We start from the raw sequence: 18,843 nt of genomic DNA, 5'->3' as shown, positions 1-18,843 counted from the left end.
GATCGGCACGGATCGTGTGAAAGCTCTCGAAGATCGTATAACTAATCGTAGCGAACGCCACCAGGTATGTGACCACTCACATACAAAGTTATAACCAATTGCAGGGCCTCCCTCCGCTCCAAACCTGTGTGATATAACTCACGACAGCGTAAAATGAAACGGAAGTCACAAGTTACGAGTACGTAAACGCAAGTGCATTAAAGAGATTAGAAAAGGGTAGAAATGTATACGGTGTCCAAGCTTTACTATGACCCTATATATTCCTATACGATGCGAACTCGCACAGCAAGAACTGACTCATAAAAAACAGGGAAAGATTGCAAATGGGATCAGATCAATTGGAAGAACAACAGGCGTGTGCACAAGCTTATTCGCAGTCAGCACAAGATTGGCGCAATCACTGGCAAAAAATATGCGCAATTTTCAAACGGATAGTATTAATGAAAAATTTGACAGGACAAAAACATCAAAATAGTCACGTCCCGCTAGTAATACTCTCGGTTGCTTGTGTTGTTGTTTTCATCCTATGGCTGTTATACCCCACTACGATAATCGATCACTTAATAGTGGCGCCTTCTGACGAACAAAGTTCGTACGGAGATCGTGGCTTATTCGGCGACCAATTTGGCGCACTCTCCTCATTATTTTCTGGACTCGCATTTGCCGGAATTATTTGCACAATCCTCCTCCAACGCGAAGACCTAAACTCCACTAAAAATGAGGTCGCTCGCCAAAATAATATTTCAGAAAGGCAAACTTTTGAATCGACATTTTTCCAGATGCTAATTTCAAGACAAGAAATTCTAAAAAGCATAGAAATACTAGGGAAAAGCGGCCGAAAAGCCCTGCATGTATTTTACGTTAGCATTACCCAAAATGATAAAGACTTTCCCATCTTCATTGCACTAAAACATTTATCTAAAGATGATGTACGCGATATTCAAAACGAACAAGATGTAGAAGGATTTAGAAACAAGGGACTCTCCGAAGCTGACATTTCCACTATCTCTCAAGCTCTGACCGAACGGCCCACTGCCTTCGATGCATTTCTAGATTCGGACGAAGGACACCATATCTCCAAATTACGAGCGGCCTGCGAAAAAGCAATAGACAAATCATTAGACGAAATAGCTCACTACGTACGATACACAATTTGGATATATCAATACATAGACAGCAATACATTTTTGAGCGATGAAGAAAAGAAAAGTTATTCTGATATCTTTAAATCTCAACTTGCGGGCGTAGAAATAGCAACAATATTCTATTTCGCAATAGTTCCTGAAAGCCTTACTGAATGGGGTGAAGACCCACTTCCATACGCACAAATGAAGAAACTCGTTAAAGAATACAAAATAGCAGAATCACTAAACGACAGATTCATAATCCATAACATACACAGAAAGCTTTTCGAGAAATAATAAATTCATGAAGAAGCGAGATCCCAAGCCCCAAATCAGCCGTCTTGAAGAGCTAGTTATTCAGGTTCGCTCAGGCGACATCAAACTTCCAAAATTTCAGCGCCAATTTGTTTGGAGGGAAAGCGACATACTTAAACTATTCGACAGCATATACAAAGGCTACCCGATCGGAAGCTTGCTCCTGTGGCATTCCTCACAGAAGCTTACGAGTGAAAGGGAAATTCTTGGAGTAAGTTTAAATACAAACGAAGCAATTCTATTCCCAACAAATTACCTACTAGATGGCCAACAGCGACTAACCTCTCTTTGCGGAGCCCTATACTGGGACGGTAAAGATGAAGGGAGCAAATGGAACATTGGGTTTAATCTGGAGACAGAAACATTTCACCACATGAAGTCCGCTCCGGATGGAAATTACTTCCCGCTAAATAAACTTATGCGGACAAGCGAATTCCTCAGTCAATGCACTCAATACTCCAACAATAAAAATTACTCAAGCTTCGTTGCAAGTGCTGAAAATCTTCTACGAGCAATCAAAGACTACAAGCTAGCGGTAGTTATCATTGGAGATATGACGGTCGAAGAAGTCGCCCCAATATTTGAAAGGATAAATAGCACAGGTCGCAAACTAACAATTGTTGATCTCATGATGGCAGCCACTTGGAGAAGTGATTTTGACCTTAACGCTGAAATATTAAAAATCCAAGAAAATTGCGAAAATCTTGGATATCCAGGGATTCCATCAAAAATAATTTTGCGATCCATAGCTACAGCAGCTGACCTGGGCATTAATAAGGATGACATTCAAAAGCTACGAAAACTTGACTCCACCAAACTTAAAGAGATCTCAAATAAAACGCGTGTTTCTACCGAAAAGTCTGTTGAATTTTTCATAAATCAAATTGAAGCATATGACTACTCATACATCCCATATGCACTTCAATTTAACTACGTCGTAGAGTTTTTTAACACAAACACCAACCCCCGCAAAGAAGATATCGAAGAGCTAAAATCTTGGATTTGGTTTACGAGCGCAACCCGGCACTTCGGGACATCCAATTCAGGACAAAACAAAGAAGATCTTGATAACATAAGAAAGTATGGTCTTGGAATTAGTAACTCGCTATTTACTAGAGGAACCATCGATATTTCCAGGCTACTTTTCGATAAATTCAATTTACGAAATGCAACTAGCACATCAATTGCCCTTATTCTCGGAACTGCTCAGCCGAAAACCTCGGCAGACGGTAGGAATATCGATGAAAGCTATAAATACATAAAGAATAGTAAATTCTATGCATCACTAATACCCAAAGATATTCACTACTCGAAATTAAATATTTCACAGGCAATCCACACATTCCCGCAAAGAGCGATTGAAAATTTCAACCTCACCGATCTATCACACCTATTTATAGATAACTCAGCACGAAATCTTTTACTGAATGAAAAGTTCGAAGAATTTATCGCCAAGAGATCTGAGCACATTGCGCATTTTATTCGAGAAATGACAGACTGTGACCCAATATTTTCTCTACCTACTCTACCAGATCTCGACCCCGTAGGAGATCCCGAAAAATTACTAGACGAAGAGAATTTCGACCTACAGGATGAAGATGATTAAAGAGCTAGGGCCAGCTAGGGGTCAAGGGCCAGCTAGGGGTCAGCAGCTAGGGGGCAAATCTTGACATAACAGTATTAATTCAATGAACTTAGATCCACTTACCAATCAAGTATTATCAGTTGCATATTGGCTACTAGCAATCGCGCTGCTCGCCACCATTCTTAAATCTCCATGGTTCAAGGGGATCTTGGGAGAAGAGATCAAATTTTTTGGCAGACTGCGTCTTCCCACTGACATGTATCATCGCATCCACAACGTAACCCTGCAGACTCAGGACGGCACTACACAGATAGTCATATCTTCGTATCCCGTTTTGGCATCTTCGTAGTAGAAACCAAGAATATGCAGGGCTGGATATTTGGTGGGGAACACCAAGCACAATGGATGCAGCGGATCTACAAGAAGTCTTTCAAGTTCCAGAATCCCCTCAGACAGAATTACAAACATGTAAAGGCGCTTGAAGCGCTTCTGGATGTACCGGCAGATACCATTCACTCCGTAGTGGTATTTGCCGGCGGGAGGACAATATTGTGAATATTGGGGTCAGTGAATATTGGGGTCAGAGTAACATTTCGGCACGACAACCATCCAAAGCCTTACGGCCGAAAGGGGTACCCTTACGCGCTCTATATCGCCCGCTGCGTGCTCTGCCCCCGCCTTCGCAAGCTACCGCGTTTCCCGGCCACGGCGGTGGTCCGAGTTAGCCAAACAGTTAAATTCGTGTCAGAGTGACATTATTTTTTGCTCTAACAATAAGAGATCCATCAAAATTTTTTCTCTCTACTCTACACATTCTAAAATTCCCCGTGATATAACCTCCCAGCCCCAGGGTTCTGGAGCTGGTGAGGACTACTGCAACTAAGACTAACGTACCAGACTTCCCAATCAGAGATACAGTATTATTGCAAGCACTTAAAAGGCGGAGTGAGCCAAAACCAGACGCTTTCTCAGCCGTCCTTTTGATCAAAAAATTATTAATACGGAGAGCCGAATGAAACCCAAAGATATTTGGATAGTCTTTAGCAAAAGCCGCCCTCTACCTGGCTGCGACCTCGATTTCGACGGCTGTGAGTTCTATTTCTGCGAAGCCTATGTCCCTGTAGACACACCAAACGACCCACAGATCGCTTTTGAAGAAATCATCGGAAAAACTAGAAATGAACTCTTGAATAAAAGATTCGATCTTGTGGACATTTCCATGATCATTCGTTTTGATCCGTCGCAATGGGAAGTGATCGGAGACAGTGGCAATAACGTTCATAAATTCGCAAAGTCTGCAGAAGCCAGTCAAAACATCACGTTTAGTGGGTTTCGTTCTGAGGAGATCGAGGAAGAAACTCGATACAAGTACACCATCTCCAATCTGGATCAATAACACTACCAAAAGGATTTAAAAAATGGATTATCAGAGTGGAGCCACATCAATTGCAGAAGATAATTACGCATTTAAAACGGATGTAAATCTTATTTTCGGCAACCAGAGCGTCACACGAAGATATGTATTAAGAACAACACTACACAGTCTTCCTATTTGGAAGACTAGAAACTCCAATATTAGCGTTTCCCTTCACGAAGATCGTTCTGCGAGCGTAAGCAAGGAGGCGGCAATTATAGACAGAGAAATGTGGGCATTTGAGATTGATGTGACACGTTCAGATGACATAGTGTCGGCTGTTAAATTTGCATCCAATTACTATGACGTACCGTCTGACGTGCTACTGAAAAATGTCTATGCAAAAAACCTAAATGCAGAAAATATCGATAGCAAGCACGATGAGATCAAAATCAGGACAAACAAAAAATTATATACCAGCACCTGCAATGCGATTCGCCAAGCAGCGAAGATTCTGGGCGTTTCATGCCAACTGAATTTTTATGTATTCAGTAAAAACAACAATCAAAAAATTCCCCAAAATCAATTGAAGAACGCCCTAGTGGACGGCGGAGCAAATTCTGTGGCCACAGATGAACACAGACCAAAAGTTCAAGTCGGCAACAATTCTGGCAACGACTTCATAACGCAGAGAACAAACTTCCACTTGGCAACCTTTTCGCCGTAGTTTTCTGACAAGTTCCGGCGGCAAGTCGCGGAATATAGATATCCGCGCTACGCACTCTCCTCTCAGGAATCCTGAAACTGCAGCTCCGCCAAGCGTTTATAGAGGGGTGAGATATCTATAAGCTCTTGGTGGCTGCCCTGCGCCACCAACTGCCCCTGATCCAGCACGGCGATACTATCGGCATGCTGAATCGTCACCAGCCGGTGAGCGATGATGGTGGTTCGGTTCCGCATCAGTGCCTGCTATGCCTGCTGGAATATTGGGGTCAGAGTAAAATATTGGCGCATTAATCCGCCAAAATAGATAATCTTTTCGGGCGTAACAGAATGCTTGACTTCGAAAACAAAAGCCTTTTCAAACTTAAACAGAACCCTGACTACGCGGAGAGAGTAGCCCCACTGCTGCTCGACGGCGAGGAAGTACTGGACTCTTTCAAATCCATGCGCGACGGCGTGGTGTTTACCAGCAATCGCATTATCGCGGTCAATGTGCAGGGCATCACCGGCAGCAAGAAGGATTTCACTTCGCTGCCCTACAAGAATATCGTCGCCTACTCGGTGGAGACCTCGGGCACTTTCGATATCGACAGTGAGCTGGAGCTCTACTTCTCCTCCCTGGGCAAGGTGCGCTTCGAGTTCAGCGGTAGGTCGCGACTGATGGACATAGCGCACACTATCGCGCGTTATGCGCTGTAGTTGCAACAGCAGTATGCCTGGCTCCGGATTCCGTTTATTATCCTGTGCACCGGAATTTCGATGATAAGAAACCGGCAGTAACCACTCCCGCGCACGTTCAGGAGAGGCGCGTTTCTGGCGAGGGAGTGTCGCTTCCTGATCGCGCCGCGCTGCAGAGTCCCGCAAAACTATGAGTGAGAATGAAACCCTGACGGCACAAGAACCTGTCTCTACCGAGAGTCAGGAAGTGTATCCCGTGCAAACCGGCAGAAGCGATGCAGGTGACACGCCGAACGTCGCCGCCTGCCGCAACTGTGGCGAGCCGTTGCTCGGCTCGCACTGCTATGCCTGCGGCCAGCCGGCGAAGAGCCTGGTGCGGCAGTTCCCGGAAATGATCGGCGACTTCTTCAATTCCGTATTCGGGCTGGATTCCCGCATAACGCGCACCATAGTGCCGCTGTTGCTGAAGCCTGGATTCCTCACCAATGAGTACTTTGCCGGGCGCCAGGTGCGCTATGTGAGCCCGGTGCGGCTGTTTGTATTCCTGTGCCTGACAGCCTTCTTCGTCGCGCAGCTGAGCAGCGACTGGCGCTCCGACGATTCCGTCAATCGCCCCGCCGGCAACGCGCTCATTGGCGGTGTCGACCTGCCCTCGGTGGAGCACAACATCAGCGAGGCCACCAGCGTTGCCGAAGTCGTACGCTTGCGCGATCTGGCGCTGAAAGAGATCGACGGCATCGCCAAAGAGGACGCCGACATGCCCGGCGTCCGGGGCCTGCTGAACGGTGTGGAGCAGATAGTGCGCAGGCATGCGCAGCAACGGATCGCCGCACTCGATCCGGCCTCAGCCGCGGGCGACGATCCCCAGCAGCAAGTGGCCATCGATCCGCCCCGGATCGATGGCGCACCCACAGCCGTAAACACCTGGCTTGTGCGCCAGAGCACCCGCTTGGCGAGCAATATCGAACGTATCGAGCGCGATCCGAACCTGCTCAAGGATGCGCTGTTCGGTGCCATTCCCTCCACGCTGTTCGTTGCGCTGCCGTTCTTCGCACTGATGCTGAGCCTGCTGTACCTGTTCAAGCGTCGCCTGTATATGGAGCACCTGATCGTTGCCCTGCACAGCCATGCGTTTCTTTCCCTTGCGCTGCTGTTGATCGTGATCCTGTTTGACCTGCGCGCCTGGCTTACCGAACCGCATACCCTCCCCCAGGCACTGTTCAACCTGGCACTGCTCGCGCTGGCGATGTGGATGCCGCTCTATCTACTGCTGATGCAAAAACGTGTTTACCAGCAAGGTTGGCTGGCCACCTCGCTGAAGTTCACGGCGCTTGGCGTCGGCTACCTGATCCTGATTGGCGCCGCCGCAACCTTTACGGCACTGGCGAGCGTGGTCAGCCTCTAGCCCGGATATTGCACCACGCCGCTCAGTTTTTTGTATAACGCTATGATTTTCAGTAAATTTCCCGAGATATTCCCGGGTGACATTTTGCTGCCCACCACTGCTGGCCGCGCCGTCGCTTGATCTCTGCACGCTCAGCACATTTTTACGGCTAATACGTGCAATAAGCATGCATCTACGCCGCAAAAATGCACTGAGCGCGCAGATCTCGGCGCGATCATCACGGCCCGTGGCGCAATATCCGGGCTAGGCGGCAGATCGCGGATTTTGGATATTGCGCATTATATCGCGCGCTACGCACTCTGATCCCTGGGATCCTGAAACTGCAGCTCCGCCAGGCGCTGATACAGTGGCGAGATCCCTATAAGCTCCGAGTGTTTTCCCTGCGCGATCAGCTGCTCCTGATCCAATGCGGCAATGTTATCGGCATAAGGAATCGTCGCCAGCCGATGGGCGATAATGATGGTGGCGCGCCCTTTTACACGTACTGTCTAGTATCAAATGACGCTGAAACTGTACTCCGACCGTGATCATCTCTTGTATCATCGCACCTCCCCGCATCATGTTAGGATGAATCGACCGTGTCCAGATTGTTTGAAGAAATTGATAGCCAAGCCTCACCTCTGGGTGAAATCTCCCTGCGCAGACGGCGTATTCCCGCGCTTGGAGACAGAGATATCTACGAAGTTAAGCTGGGCGAAGAATTTTTAATGTCGAGCATGTTTGTGGAGGCGGAAGAGGCCCTGTCTACGCTTGGCCTGGCTCGGGTTCAGGGCGACAGGCTCGATGTTGTCGTAGGCGGATTGGGGCTGGGTTATACCGCCGTGGCGGCACTGAAGGATGAGCGGATTGCCGAGTTGCTTGTGGTCGAGGCCCTGGACACGGTCATCGGCTGGCACAGGGATGAACTTGTGCCTCTGGGGAAAACCCTCAACGCAGATCCACGCAATCGCTATGTGCACGGCAGCTTCTTCGATCTTGCCACGACCCCGGATACGGGCTTTGATCCTGAAAGCCCAGGCAAAAAGTTTGATGCCATTCTCCTGGATATCGACCATTCCCCGACCGAATTCCTGAACGCGGCCAACGCGGGTTTTTATACTAGCGAGAACCTGGCGCTGATGGCGGAGCAGCTCAAACCCGGAGGCGTATTTGCCATGTGGTCGCAGAACCTGCCGGAGGAAGGCTTTGAGGTTTTATTGAGAACGGTTTTTGAAACTGTCGAGTCTCATGTGATTTCTTTTTATAACCCGTTTCAAGATGGAGAATCTACAAATTCGGTATATGTTTGCGTAAAAGGAACGGCTTGAACAGCCACAGCCGCCCGCAGGCGGCTGTGGATAACGGCCAGGGACAGCTATTGGTGCTGGCAGTAGAGGCTCAGGTTGTCGCAGTAGCGACCACTGCAGCTGACGCCGGCCACATAGCTGCCTTTGCTGCACTGGCCGAGTCCCTGCTCCTCGGAGAAGGAGCCGGTCCAGCTGCCGGGGGCGGCGCTGTGGTTGCGCAGTATCAGCCTTAAGTTGTCGCAGTAACGGCCGCTGCATTTCGCACCAACCACAACGGCATCATCACTGGCCCAGCTGTTGGGCGACTCCTCCGAGATCCAGTGACCGGCCTCCCAGCGCTCGCCTTGCCGCGCTACCGCTGGCAGGTTGCAGCATTTCAGGCGTTTGTTGTCGCAGTAGCTGCCAGAACACTGAATGCCCACCACGACGCGATCATTAGCGCAATAGGCACCGGCACTGCCCTCCTCGGAAAACCAGCCGGAGTACTCGCAGTCTTCACCGTCAAAAAATTCCGGATAGCTGGCGGGCTTGAAGCGATTCAGGTTGCCTATAAAGTTGCTGTCTTTCAACGGAATGGTCGCCGAGCCATAGTCAAAACCATTTAGCAGTACGCGCATCTCGGCATTGGTCTTGCTGTCTCCGTGGATCTGATACCAGCTGGTAATCGGCGGCGTGACGAATTCGTAATAGAGGTTTTCCGCGGCTTCCGTCCAGCTCGCAAAGCGCATGGCATGGGTTGAAGCACCATCCTTGTGGTAGACCACGCGGATATGTGCACCGGTATGCGGTATGTCGGCCAGTGCGCGCGTTTCCATATCGCCATGGGCGCTGACACTGCCGTGGGTAACCGCACCATCTTTCGTCCAGACGGCGGCCTGTTCCCAATCGTGCCGGTGGCCAAATGGATCCCAGCCGGCGACCACCTGGTCTTTCTCAAAGTAGAGCGCATAAAAGTGGCCGCAGTATTCCGATCCATCCTTCTGCGCACACTGGGAACGGTGCAGGGTGTTGGAGTAATTCAGGAAGTCCGCCGTGCGGCAGCCTCCGCCCAGGCTGCCGGTGGTATCCAGGCCCGCATTTTGTTCCCCGTCGCGGCTTATACCGGCAGCGGGGAAGCAGCCATCGCCGTCGAAGTCAAAAATCGGTGCAATCTCGAGCACCTGGTTGTTATCCACCGCCTGTTCGAGATGGTAGAAATCGCTCGCCTGTACCTGGCCTGTGAATATCGCAGCGAATGCAATAGTTGCCATTGCCATAAACCGGCGTGCCAACTGGATTATAGGTTTTAGCAGCATGATTGTTCCCATGAATTATCGTTATTAACGTTCTCTGAAAGCCATCACCGAAACACTTCCCGGGCGACGGCTTTCGGGGTCCACATGGATCGTTGAATCCAACTTTACAGCTGTGCCACATTAAACGATGTTTGTGACGGTCATGCTTCCTGTTTATTTCTTTTTCCTCATAATCAAAGGGTTTCATTTAAGGAACCTCTGAATAAGTCCATTTCGTCACCCCGGCGAAGACCGGGGTCCAGAGAAATCAAGGGCTTCTGGATTCCGGCCTTCGCCGGAATGACGATGTTCAGAGGTTCCTTAAGCTTCTAGTGAATATATTCACGATCGATAATGATTGCTGCGCCATGGCAATAGCCATATTCCCAGCCAACGTGAGCGCGCTGGCGTGTCGTGCAGTAGCGGATTTGGCCTAAAGTTACTATAGAAAGTTACTATAGATCGATGTGCGGCTGCGCCCGTACAATCCCGCCACATCATTGGATATGTCGGCAAGCAGCCGACCAGCTAGGCAGACAAGATGCCCGATTCTCAACCCAACAACCCGCTCCACGGTATTACCCTGGCTACCATCGTCGAAGAGCTGGAGGCCCACTACGGTTGGGACGGCCTGGCGGAGCGGATCGATATCAACTGCTTCAAGAGCGATCCATCACTGAAGTCCAGCCTCAAGTTTTTGCGCAAGACGCCCTGGGCGCGCAGTAAAGTGGAGGCGCTATACATAGCGACTTTCAGCAAGCAAAACCCCTGGGGTGGCCGCTGATCTGATTTGTATGCGCCCAGTGGCTACATGCTTGCGTAGAGTCAGGGACGAATGGCACTAGGTTAAGCCTGTTCTGCCTTGTAGGATGGGCAAAGGAGCGTAGCGACATGCCCATCTTCCGCGGCACTGATGGGCACGCTGCGCTTTGCCCATCCTACGAAAATCGCTGTGCCCGGCTTAACTTAGCGCCATTCGAGTCAGAGGCCATCTTTATCGGCGCCATCCCCCTCTCAATCCCTAAGCACCGGCTTCCTGGAACTGCAACTCCGCCAAGCGTTTGTAGAGGGGTGAGATTTCTATAAGCTCCTGGTGGCCACCCTGCGCCACCAGCTGCCCCTGATCCAGCACCGCAATGCTATCGGCATGCAGAATCGTCGCCAGCCGATGGGCGATGATGATGGTGGTGCGGTTCCGCATCAGTGCCTGCAACGCCTGCTGTACGTGATATTCGCTCTCGGCATCCAGCGCACTGGTGGCTTCATCCAGCAGCAGAATCCTCGGGTCTTTCAGGATCGCGCGGGCAATGGCCAGGCGCTGTTTCTGCCCCCCGGACAGGCGCGTGCCCTGCTCGCCCAGGTGGCTGTTGTAGCCATCGGGCAATTGCTGGATAAACTCATGGGCATGGGCCGCCTTGGCTGCCGCGATTACCTCCTCATCGCTCGCGCCGGGTTTGCCGTAGCGGATGTTGTACCAGACATCCGCGGTGAACAGTGCCGGCTGTTGCGGCACCACCGCGATTTGCCTGCGCAGAGACCCTGTGTCCATCTCGCGAATGTCGACGCCATCCAGTGTGATGCGTCCGCCCAGCGGGTCGTAAAACCGTTGCAGCAGTTCCAACAGCGTGGATTTGCCCGCGCCCGAAGGGCCGACCAGCGCCAGACTCTTGCCGCCTTCAACATTCAGGCTTAATCCGAGTACGGCGGGCTGATCGGGCCGGGAGGGATAACTGAAATCGACGGCCTCGAAGGCTACTTGGGCGCAGGATAGGGCACTGGCTGCGCTTGCAGCACCCGTGCTGACCGGGATCTCCGACTCCACCTGCAACAAGTCCATAAGCCGCTCGGTGGCACCGGTGGCGCGCTGCAACTCGCCATAGACTTCGGAAATGGTCGCTACGGCGGAACCCATCATGACGGCGTAAAAGACGAATGCCGCCAGGTCGCCGCTGCTCATACGCCCGGCGATCATGTCGTTGCCGCCCACCCACAGCAAACCGCTTACGGCCCCAAACATCAGCAGTATCACCACCGCTATCAACAGTGCCCGCTGGCGTACACGGCGTTTGGCGATTTTAAACGCGGTTTCCACTTCCTCGGCAAACGCGTGCTTTTCGTCGCTTTCACGAGTGTAGCTTTGCACCGTTTTTATGTGCTGGATAATCTCACCGGCGTAACTGCCCACATCGGCGATGGAATCCTGGCTGGCCTTGGATAATTTTCTTACCCTGCGGCCATAGAGCACAATCGGCAGCAGCACCAGCGGCACGCCCACCAATACGATCAGGCTCAGTTTGAGGTCGGTGAACAACAAAAGGACCAATGCACCCACAAACATCAGCGCACTGCGCAGTGCCATCGAGAAGGATGTGCCGATGATATGTTGCAGTAACGTGGTGTCGGTGGTCAGGCGGGACATAATCTCGCCGCTGCGGTTGGTCTCAAAATAACTCGGATGCAGGGTAACGATATGATCAAACACCGCTTTACGCAGATCAGCCACCACCCGCTCGCCCAGCCATGACACCAGGTAGAAGCGCACGTAGGTTCCCATCGCCATCAGGCCTGCCAGGGCAAGAAGGACCAGTACGGCTTGGGCCAACGCCTGGCTGGAATCCCCTGTCAGCCCCTCATCGACGAGTAACCTGACACCCTGGCCGATGGACAAGGTGATCCCGGCCGTAAACACCAGTGCCACAACCGCCCCCACCAAAACCTTCTTGTAGGGCCGCACAAACTGCCAGAGTGTGGCTATCATCTCGTGCGCACTCATGCTTGAGGCGGTACTGGCAGGCCGGTTCGCCACCGGTGAGGTGACGGTGGGTTCAGCGGTACTCGGCATAAATTTCTACCGGCAGACAGGGATAGTCAGTATAGGGGGTCAGCGTCTAAAAAAGCAGAGGTAGAGTGGATGCTCTGCACCTGATTTTTGCTTTCCGTACTGCGGATTCACCATTGGCTTCATCTCCAAAACATTGCCATTTTTAGCGCCTTCCTCGCTGTTACCGGTTATACAGCCCAGTACTTCACAATAGAAGATCTTGAGTCTTCTCCAGACCCCCGGCGGGAACGCAAGGTGTAGGCTTGGACTTCATGAAGCCTCCAGTAATTTATAATTCTTGAAATAATTGAACTCATATTAAGTGCTTGGCGCAATAGTCACCCTCAAGTACTGAGTATCAACGTCAAATTCTTGCCAAAATTTGATTCTTATCCCAACTATTGTTTCTTCGGGAGATTCAAGTGCCCGAACCTACCGCCCTGAAACGATCGCTTTCCCTGTCCGTGACCAGTCTCTATGGTATTGGCACGATTATTGGCGCCGGCATTTACGTGCTGGTCGGCAAGGTGGGTGCAGTGGCGGGGCTATTTCTGCCCTATGCATTTTTGCTGGCGGGAATTATCGCCACGTTTACCGCGTTGTCCTACGCAGAGCTGTGTTCACGATTCCCCCACAGTGCGGGGGCTGCCGCATATATCCACAGAGCGTGGCATCGACGCTGGCTTTCCCAGCTTGTCGCTGTTCTGGTTGCGATCACCGGAATTGTATCGTCAGCCACGATGGCAAACGGCTTCATCGGCTACCTAGAACTCTTTTTCCAGATCCCGGACTATGTCGCCATCACCATTTTGGTTTCGATACTTACCCTGATCGCATTGTGGGGGATCAGTGAGTCTGCGCTTACAGTGACCCTTATAACGCTGATAGAAGTCGGGGGATTGCTGTTTGTCATCTACGTCAGTCGCGGTGCCCCTGCGGCACATGAATGGCCGCAGATTGTTTCCATGCCTGAACTGGAATCCTGGCCGGGTCTGCTGGTCGGCAGCTTTCTGGCGTTCTACGCGTTTATCGGTTTCGAGGATATGGCCAATATTGCCGAGGAGGTAAGGAATCCACGCAAGACGCTGCCACGGGCGATACTGATCGCGATTGCCGTGTCGACATTACTCTATATGGCCGTCGCAGCCCTGGCGGTGCGCACGACTTCCGTCGAGGCGATCGCACTGAGTGAAGCGCCGCTGGCAAGTATAGTCATCAATGCCGGCTACTCGCCCGCGCTTATTGGCGTTATCAGTATGTTTGCGGTGATGAACGGAGCGCTGGTGCAGATCATTATGGCGTCCAGGCTGCTGTATGGGATGGCAAAGAAAGGTATGGCTCCGCGGATTTTTTCCAGGGTCAGCGCCAAAACCCGAACCCCGGTGGCTTCCACGGTGTTGGTAGGGGCGACTATCCTGTTTTTTGCGCTGTGGCTGCCGCTCGTCGTTCTGGCAAAGATCACTGCCTTTATTATGCTGGTGATTTTCTCGCTGGTTAACATTTCCCTGGTTGCCATCAAGTTGCGCAGCGCAAAGGGAAATAAGGGTACGATCAACTATCCAATATGGGTACCGGCGGTGGGATTTCTATTGTGCTTTGCGCTGATTGCTTTTCAAATTTTTGCTTAGAAGTTGTTTCTGCCCCCTCCCTGTAGGAGCGGCCGTTGGCCGCGATCGACCTTGCTTCGTAGCACCGCCGATCGCGGCCAACGGCCGCTCCTACAAGGAGGCCCAGGAATAATTTCATGGAATCCTGACACCCCGATTTAAGTGCACTTCTCAATCACCTTCCGTAAAGATTGTTCAATCTGTCCGCCGCAATAGCCCCTTCCATTCTCCTGCCTTTGCTTGTCAAGAAAGCGGTGGATAGGTGGACGAGCCTCAACTCTCCTGCAAAGCGTTGCAATATGCGGGGCGCTTCCCTGGAGGTCTTCTTCCAGCTCTGGGAAGGAATGTATCATTGTTCCGAACAGGGCCGTGGTGGCGATATCGGCCACCGAGATGGTGGATCCAAGCAGAAACCCCTTATCGCCTTTAAGGCCGTGCTCGAGCCCCGTTTTTTCAAAGACCTTCATCCAGTCGGGCAGGCGACTGTACCGGAATTCATCCCAAGTGTTTTTATTCCACATCACCGACCCATTGTAATTGGTGATTTCGATCAGGACATCGTTGCAATCCAGAATCGTTTTCAGGGCCAGTGTGTGGGTTTCAGCTCTCTTGGGCAGATAGTCATACTCCCTTCCCAGATGCATCAGGATGGCTGGCATCTGTGCAAAATAGGTTTTGCTCTTGCACTCGTAAAGATACGGCGGCGCCATTCCTGGGTTCTTGATTTTCAGGCTCCGTTCCGGATAGATATCCGTGGCATCATGCCTTTCGTATTTGGCTTCAACCTCCTCCAGAAAGAGCTGGATAAAGTTCCCTCGAAACGGTAAATCCCAATAATAGAGTTTGTAATCCAACATAGCCTGCCAGGTGGACTTCTAAAAAGGCTATTCGTGGTGTTCAGCCATCGCTTCCGATTTGGTCTTGTGAAGGGTTCCGGCCTTGTGCTCGGGCGGACTGTATATGGTATAGAGTTTCAAATCCTGACTGGCGGATGTATTAATAACATTGTGCCGGACCCCAGCCGGTATCACCACGGCGTCATCAGCTTTGACGTGATGCTCTTTCCCATTGAGGACAACTTTCGCTTCGCCTTCTTCGAAACGAATGAATTGGTCTATACTATCGTGCATTTCTTCCCCGATCTCTTCACCCGGCTTCAGGGACATTACCACAAGCTGACTGCGGGGAACGGTGAACAGGACCTCTCGATAATTCGAATTTGAGACAGTCCTTTCGTCTATATTCACAATATAGCCATTTTTACTTTTCACTTCTTCCGCATACAGATTGGGAAAGGCAACCATCGCTACCAAGGCGGCCTGGCACCATTTGTTTGATCTCATATCATATCTCCAATTTGTTTCACGAATGGTTATCCGATTTCGGAAAACTTTCTCAATGGTCAACTTGTAGCAGTATTTCCGTCTGCTGATCCGCTCTAAGATAAAATTGTAGACCGATTCATGGTGAATGATGGGGATGATATGGCCGCCTTTTCCCCCAATCAGATGACCAATCTTGCGCCCTTTCGCCCAGGCGATTCTGTCCCTGGCGTCGGGAATGGATTAAGGGTGTGACCTGCGCCCCTGGTCGAAAGCTGTCCGCACCGATCGCGCAATACCCTCCTTTCGACAGAGACATCTTCAACTACAAATGACGATTTTTGTGGTCAAATATCTCGCATAACGATGTATAACCTGAATATCTTCTAGCCCGCGACAGTCCGCATACTGGGTACGACGAAGTGCCCGTCAAATCTTTTTCATCGTGTTATAAGAGCCGACTGTTTTTCCGACAATTCGTCCCGGCAGACCCGGGCTTATTAATGAAGAACCCACGGGGTAAAAAGATGACCAAAACCGGAAAATTCGCCGCGACACTGCTGTGCTCGGTGGTGCTGGCCGCCTGCAACCAGACCCAGAGCGGTATCGACCAGGGAGTCACCGCGCGAACTGCAACCGCGCAGCGGCAAGAGGGGCCCGGGCTCAGCGAAACCTACGCAAAGCAGCGCAAACAGCAGATCGCCGCGGTGGATTACCGCCTCTCGGTACAGATCGACAAAGAGGGTGAAAGTTTCGGTGGCCGGGTGGTCGCGGAAACCGAATTGGTGGAACCGGTCAAAGCACCGCTGACCATCGATTTCGCCGGCGGCAGCGTCGAGGCGGTGACCGTGGACGACAAGTCGGTACCCTTCGAGTACAACGACCACTTCATCACTATCGCCCCGGAGCATTTGCACGGAGGCAAAAATGCCATCGCGGTGGACTACCGCCATCCCTATTCCACCGACGGCTCCGGCCTGCACCGCTTCGAAGATCCGGAAGATGGCCGGGTGTATATGTACACCGACTTCGAGCCCTACGACGCCAACCGGCTGTTCCCGCATTTCGACCAGCCCAACCTCAAGGCTCACTACACCCTCGATGTAAAAGCGCCGAAAGACTGGCTGGTGATTTCCTCGGTGCGCGAGGAAAAAATCGAGCAACTGGAAAGCGGCTTCAATCACTGGTATTTCCCGCAGTCGAAGAAATTCTCCTCCTATATTTTCTCCCTGCACGCCGGCCCCTTCCATACCTGGGAGGACGACGCCGACGGCATCCCGCTGCGCCTGATGGCCCGCCAGAGTCTGGCGGAATACGTCAAACCCGAGGACTGGTTCACCTTCACAAAACAGTCCTTCGCCTTTTTCCAGGATTATTTCGAAGTGGATTATCCCTTCGTTAAATACGACCAGGTGATCGTGCCGGACTTCAACGCCGGCGCCATGGAAAACGTGGGCGCGGTGACTTTCAGTGAGCGGTTTGTTTCCCGCGGCGAAAAAACCCGGGCCCAGCGCTCCCGCCTGGCCAATGTGATCGCCCATGAAATGGCGCATATGTGGTTCGGCGACCTGGTGACCATGGACTGGTGGAACGGCCTGTGGCTGAACGAAAGCTTCGCCACCTATATGGCCAACCTGGCCCTGGCCGAAGCCAGCGAGTTCGACGACGCCTGGGAAAACTTCTACCTGGGCACCAAGCAGTGGGCCTACCACTCGGACCAGCTGGTAACCACCCACGCCATCGAACTGCCGGTGAACAACACCGCCGAGGCCTTTGCCAATTTCGACGGCATCACCTACGGCAAGGGCGGCTCGGTGCTCAAGCAATTGCCCTACTATCTGGGCAAGGAGGAATTCCGCAAAGGAGTGAGCAACTACCTGAAGGAACTCTCGTATAAAAACGCCGAACTGGACGACTTTATCGGCCACCTGGGCAAGGCCGCCGGCAAGGACCTGGGCCAGTGGCAGCAGCAGTGGCTCTACCAGCCGGGCCTGAACACCCTGACCGCGGACTTCCAGTGCAGCGACGGCAAGGTCACCAGCCTGAGCCTGAAACAGTCCGCGCCGACGGAATATCCCACCCTGCGCGAACAACGCACCCAGTTGGGCTTCTACCAAATGCAGGACGGCGCCATGGTGCGCACCGCCACCCTGCCGGTGCTCTATCGCGGGAAAGTCACCGAGGTGGCCGAGGCCAAAGGCATGGACTGCCCACAGATCCTCTACCCGAACGAGGGCGACTGGGCCTTCGTGAAAGTGAATCTGGACCCGGTATCCGTGGAGCAGGCATCGCAGCACATCAACGATATCGACAGCGCCTTTACCCGCCTGATGCTGTGGCAGAGCCTGTACGACAGCGTCTACGACGCCAAGCTGCCGCTGGACCAGTATCTGCGGTTCGCGCTCGACAACGCCGGCCCCGAGACCGACATCAACGTGGTGCGCCTGGTCTCCGGCCACCTGACCGCGGCCTACGCCTACCTGAACCAGGTCGCCATCGACGACGCCAAACGCGCTGAATTGCAACTCGCGATCGAGAGCTTCATCTGGCAACAGCTGCAACAGGCAAAGGCCGGCAGCGACGCGCAGAAAACCTGGTTCAGCGCCTTTACCGAAGCCGCGCACAGCGGCGAGGCCCTGGCCAATGCCGGGAAGCTGCTGAACGGCGAGCTGGCCATCGAGGGCCTGACCCTGGACCCGGACATGCGCTGGAGCCTGGTGGTGTTGCAGAACCAACACCTGTACGGCGACTACCAGAAGGCCATAGAGCGCGAGCTGGAGAAGGACAGCTCCGACCGCGCGCGCAACTTCGCGATTTCCGCCGAAGCCGTGCGCCCGCAGCCGGAAGCCAAGGCCAAGTGGCTGGACAACATCATCGACCACCGCGATGACTTCAAACTGAGCCAGCTCAAGGCCGCCGCCTACACCATGTTCCCCAGTGAGCAGTCCGAGTTGTTCCAGGCCAATCTGGAGCGCATCGTCAGCGCCATCGACGCCGCCAATGCCACCAATAGCCCGGAATATATCGGCACCTTCAAAAGCCTCTTCCCGCTGAGTTGCAGCGAGAAGGGCATAGAGCAGGTGAGCAAGATACTGGATGAGAAGAAAGACCTGAACCCGCTGCTGGAGAAGGGTATGAAGAACCGCCGTTTTGAAAACCAGCGCTGCGTGGCCATGAGCGAATTGCTGACGGGGAACTGATCCGCGTTAATAACCTGGCAGTCTATACTGCCGGGGTAACTACTCACCCCTGTAGGAGCGGGCCATGCCCGCGAACAGAGGCCGATCGCGGGCACGGCCCGCTCCTACAAAGTGGTTCCCTTAAGCCCATGCTCGTTCTTTATGCGTGA

At 52.2% G+C, this 18,843-nt stretch carries 16 protein-coding genes; 11 read left to right on the top strand and 5 right to left on the bottom strand.

The genetic code is table 11. The features are described from left to right. Positions 1–323: 323 nt before the first annotated feature. From PP263_RS18475 to PP263_RS18460, 5 genes are all read left to right on the top strand, one after another. Complete coding sequence (locus PP263_RS18475) at positions 324–1,421, top strand: putative phage abortive infection protein (protein ID WP_308365375.1); 1,098 nt, start codon at positions 324–326, stop codon at positions 1,419–1,421. Positions 1,422–1,428: 7 nt separating this feature from the next. Next, positions 1,429–3,045: a DUF262 domain-containing protein gene (locus PP263_RS18470; RefSeq protein ID WP_308365373.1), complete on the top strand. Its 1,617-nt coding sequence runs from the start codon at positions 1,429–1,431 to the stop codon at positions 3,043–3,045. A 342-nt stretch (positions 3,046–3,387) separates the two neighbouring features. Continuing rightward, positions 3,388–3,579, top strand: coding sequence for a nuclease-related domain-containing protein (locus tag PP263_RS22760; RefSeq protein WP_374693676.1), 192 nt, complete (start codon positions 3,388–3,390; stop codon positions 3,577–3,579). A gap of 457 nt (positions 3,580–4,036) precedes the next feature. Beyond that, positions 4,037–4,420, top strand: a complete 384-nt coding sequence (locus PP263_RS18465; protein ID WP_308365372.1) for a hypothetical protein — start codon at positions 4,037–4,039, stop codon at positions 4,418–4,420. Positions 4,421–4,442: 22 nt separating this feature from the next. Further along, positions 4,443–5,105, top strand: a complete 663-nt coding sequence (locus PP263_RS18460; RefSeq protein ID WP_308365371.1) for a hypothetical protein — start codon at positions 4,443–4,445, stop codon at positions 5,103–5,105. A 62-nt stretch (positions 5,106–5,167) separates the two neighbouring features. On the opposite strand, the gene PP263_RS18455 is transcribed toward PP263_RS18460, so the two are convergent. Beyond that, positions 5,168–5,338: a hypothetical protein gene (locus PP263_RS18455; RefSeq protein WP_308365370.1), complete on the bottom strand. Its 171-nt coding sequence runs from the start codon at positions 5,336–5,338 to the stop codon at positions 5,168–5,170. Positions 5,339–5,431: 93 nt separating this feature from the next. Between PP263_RS18455 and PP263_RS18450 the strand changes: the two genes are divergently transcribed. The 3 genes from PP263_RS18450 (at position 5,432) to PP263_RS18440 (ending at position 8,491) form a co-directional block, all read left to right on the top strand. After that, positions 5,432–5,800, top strand: coding sequence for a PH domain-containing protein (locus PP263_RS18450; protein WP_308365368.1), 369 nt, complete (start codon positions 5,432–5,434; stop codon positions 5,798–5,800). Positions 5,801–6,035: 235 nt separating this feature from the next. Continuing rightward, a complete protein-coding gene (locus tag PP263_RS18445) occupies positions 6,036–7,184 on the top strand; it encodes a DUF3667 domain-containing protein (protein ID WP_308365366.1) in 1,149 nt (382 codons plus the stop codon). A 578-nt stretch (positions 7,185–7,762) separates the two neighbouring features. Next, positions 7,763–8,491: a spermidine synthase gene (locus tag PP263_RS18440; protein WP_308365364.1), complete on the top strand. Its 729-nt coding sequence runs from the start codon at positions 7,763–7,765 to the stop codon at positions 8,489–8,491. A gap of 47 nt (positions 8,492–8,538) precedes the next feature. Here PP263_RS18440 and PP263_RS18435 read toward each other — a convergent pair whose 3' ends face one another. Beyond that, positions 8,539–9,720 (bottom strand): NPP1 family protein, encoded by a 1,182-nt coding sequence (locus PP263_RS18435; protein WP_308365363.1) that lies wholly within the window; start codon positions 9,718–9,720, stop codon positions 8,539–8,541. 565 nt (positions 9,721–10,285) lie between these two features. Between PP263_RS18435 and PP263_RS18430 the strand changes: the two genes are divergently transcribed. Then, positions 10,286–10,528 carry a VF530 family protein gene (locus PP263_RS18430; RefSeq protein WP_308365361.1) on the top strand — a complete coding sequence of 81 codons (243 nt, stop codon included), beginning with the start codon at positions 10,286–10,288 and terminating at the stop codon, positions 10,526–10,528. Positions 10,529–10,765: 237 nt separating this feature from the next. On the opposite strand, the gene PP263_RS18425 is transcribed toward PP263_RS18430, so the two are convergent. Next, a complete protein-coding gene (locus PP263_RS18425; RefSeq protein WP_374693675.1) occupies positions 10,766–12,586 on the bottom strand; it encodes an ABC transporter transmembrane domain-containing protein in 1,821 nt (606 codons plus the stop codon). Between the two features lie 401 nt (positions 12,587–12,987). Between PP263_RS18425 and PP263_RS18420 the strand changes: the two genes are divergently transcribed. Continuing rightward, positions 12,988–14,193: an APC family permease gene (locus PP263_RS18420; protein WP_308365360.1), complete on the top strand. Its 1,206-nt coding sequence runs from the start codon at positions 12,988–12,990 to the stop codon at positions 14,191–14,193. 137 nt (positions 14,194–14,330) lie between these two features. Here PP263_RS18420 and PP263_RS18415 read toward each other — a convergent pair whose 3' ends face one another. Both PP263_RS18415 and PP263_RS18410 read right to left on the bottom strand, forming a co-directional pair. After that, entirely contained in the window at positions 14,331–15,029 is a 699-nt protein-coding gene (locus PP263_RS18415) for a glutathione S-transferase family protein (protein WP_308365358.1), read from the bottom strand. A 27-nt stretch (positions 15,030–15,056) separates the two neighbouring features. Continuing rightward, positions 15,057–15,515: a cupin domain-containing protein gene (locus PP263_RS18410; RefSeq protein ID WP_308365356.1), complete on the bottom strand. Its 459-nt coding sequence runs from the start codon at positions 15,513–15,515 to the stop codon at positions 15,057–15,059. A gap of 506 nt (positions 15,516–16,021) precedes the next feature. Between PP263_RS18410 and pepN the strand changes: the two genes are divergently transcribed. Next, positions 16,022–18,694 carry an aminopeptidase N gene (gene pepN / locus PP263_RS18405; RefSeq protein ID WP_308365355.1) on the top strand — a complete coding sequence of 891 codons (2,673 nt, stop codon included), beginning with the start codon at positions 16,022–16,024 and terminating at the stop codon, positions 18,692–18,694. The last annotated feature ends 149 nt before the right edge of the window (positions 18,695–18,843 follow it).

The organism is Microbulbifer sp. TB1203, from assembly GCF_030997045.1.
Taxonomy (GTDB): Bacteria; Pseudomonadota; Gammaproteobacteria; order Pseudomonadales; family Cellvibrionaceae; genus Microbulbifer.
The sequence above is the reverse complement of the archived record's forward strand: the minus strand, read 5'-3'. Positions and strand labels throughout refer to the sequence as shown.

Coding starts and splice junctions, on each gene's coding strand:
- PP263_RS18475 (WP_308365375.1), top strand. CDS start 324: ATGGGATCAGATCAATTGGAAGAACAACAGGCGTGTGCACAAGCTTAT.
- PP263_RS18470 (WP_308365373.1), top strand. CDS start 1,429: ATGAAGAAGCGAGATCCCAAGCCCCAAATCAGCCGTCTTGAAGAGCTA.
- PP263_RS22760 (WP_374693676.1), top strand. CDS start 3,388: ATGCAGGGCTGGATATTTGGTGGGGAACACCAAGCACAATGGATGCAG.
- PP263_RS18465 (WP_308365372.1), top strand. CDS start 4,037: ATGAAACCCAAAGATATTTGGATAGTCTTTAGCAAAAGCCGCCCTCTA.
- PP263_RS18460 (WP_308365371.1), top strand. CDS start 4,443: ATGGATTATCAGAGTGGAGCCACATCAATTGCAGAAGATAATTACGCA.
- PP263_RS18455 (WP_308365370.1), bottom strand. CDS start 5,338: ATGCGGAACCGAACCACCATCATCGCTCACCGGCTGGTGACGATTCAG.
- PP263_RS18450 (WP_308365368.1), top strand. CDS start 5,432: ATGCTTGACTTCGAAAACAAAAGCCTTTTCAAACTTAAACAGAACCCT.
- PP263_RS18435 (WP_308365363.1), bottom strand. CDS start 9,720: ATGGCAACTATTGCATTCGCTGCGATATTCACAGGCCAGGTACAGGCG.
- PP263_RS18430 (WP_308365361.1), top strand. CDS start 10,286: ATGCCCGATTCTCAACCCAACAACCCGCTCCACGGTATTACCCTGGCT.
- PP263_RS18425 (WP_374693675.1), bottom strand. CDS start 12,586: ATGCCGAGTACCGCTGAACCCACCGTCACCTCACCGGTGGCGAACCGG.
- PP263_RS18415 (WP_308365358.1), bottom strand. CDS start 15,029: ATGTTGGATTACAAACTCTATTATTGGGATTTACCGTTTCGAGGGAAC.
- PP263_RS18410 (WP_308365356.1), bottom strand. CDS start 15,515: ATGAGATCAAACAAATGGTGCCAGGCCGCCTTGGTAGCGATGGTTGCC.
- pepN (WP_308365355.1), top strand. CDS start 16,022: ATGACCAAAACCGGAAAATTCGCCGCGACACTGCTGTGCTCGGTGGTG.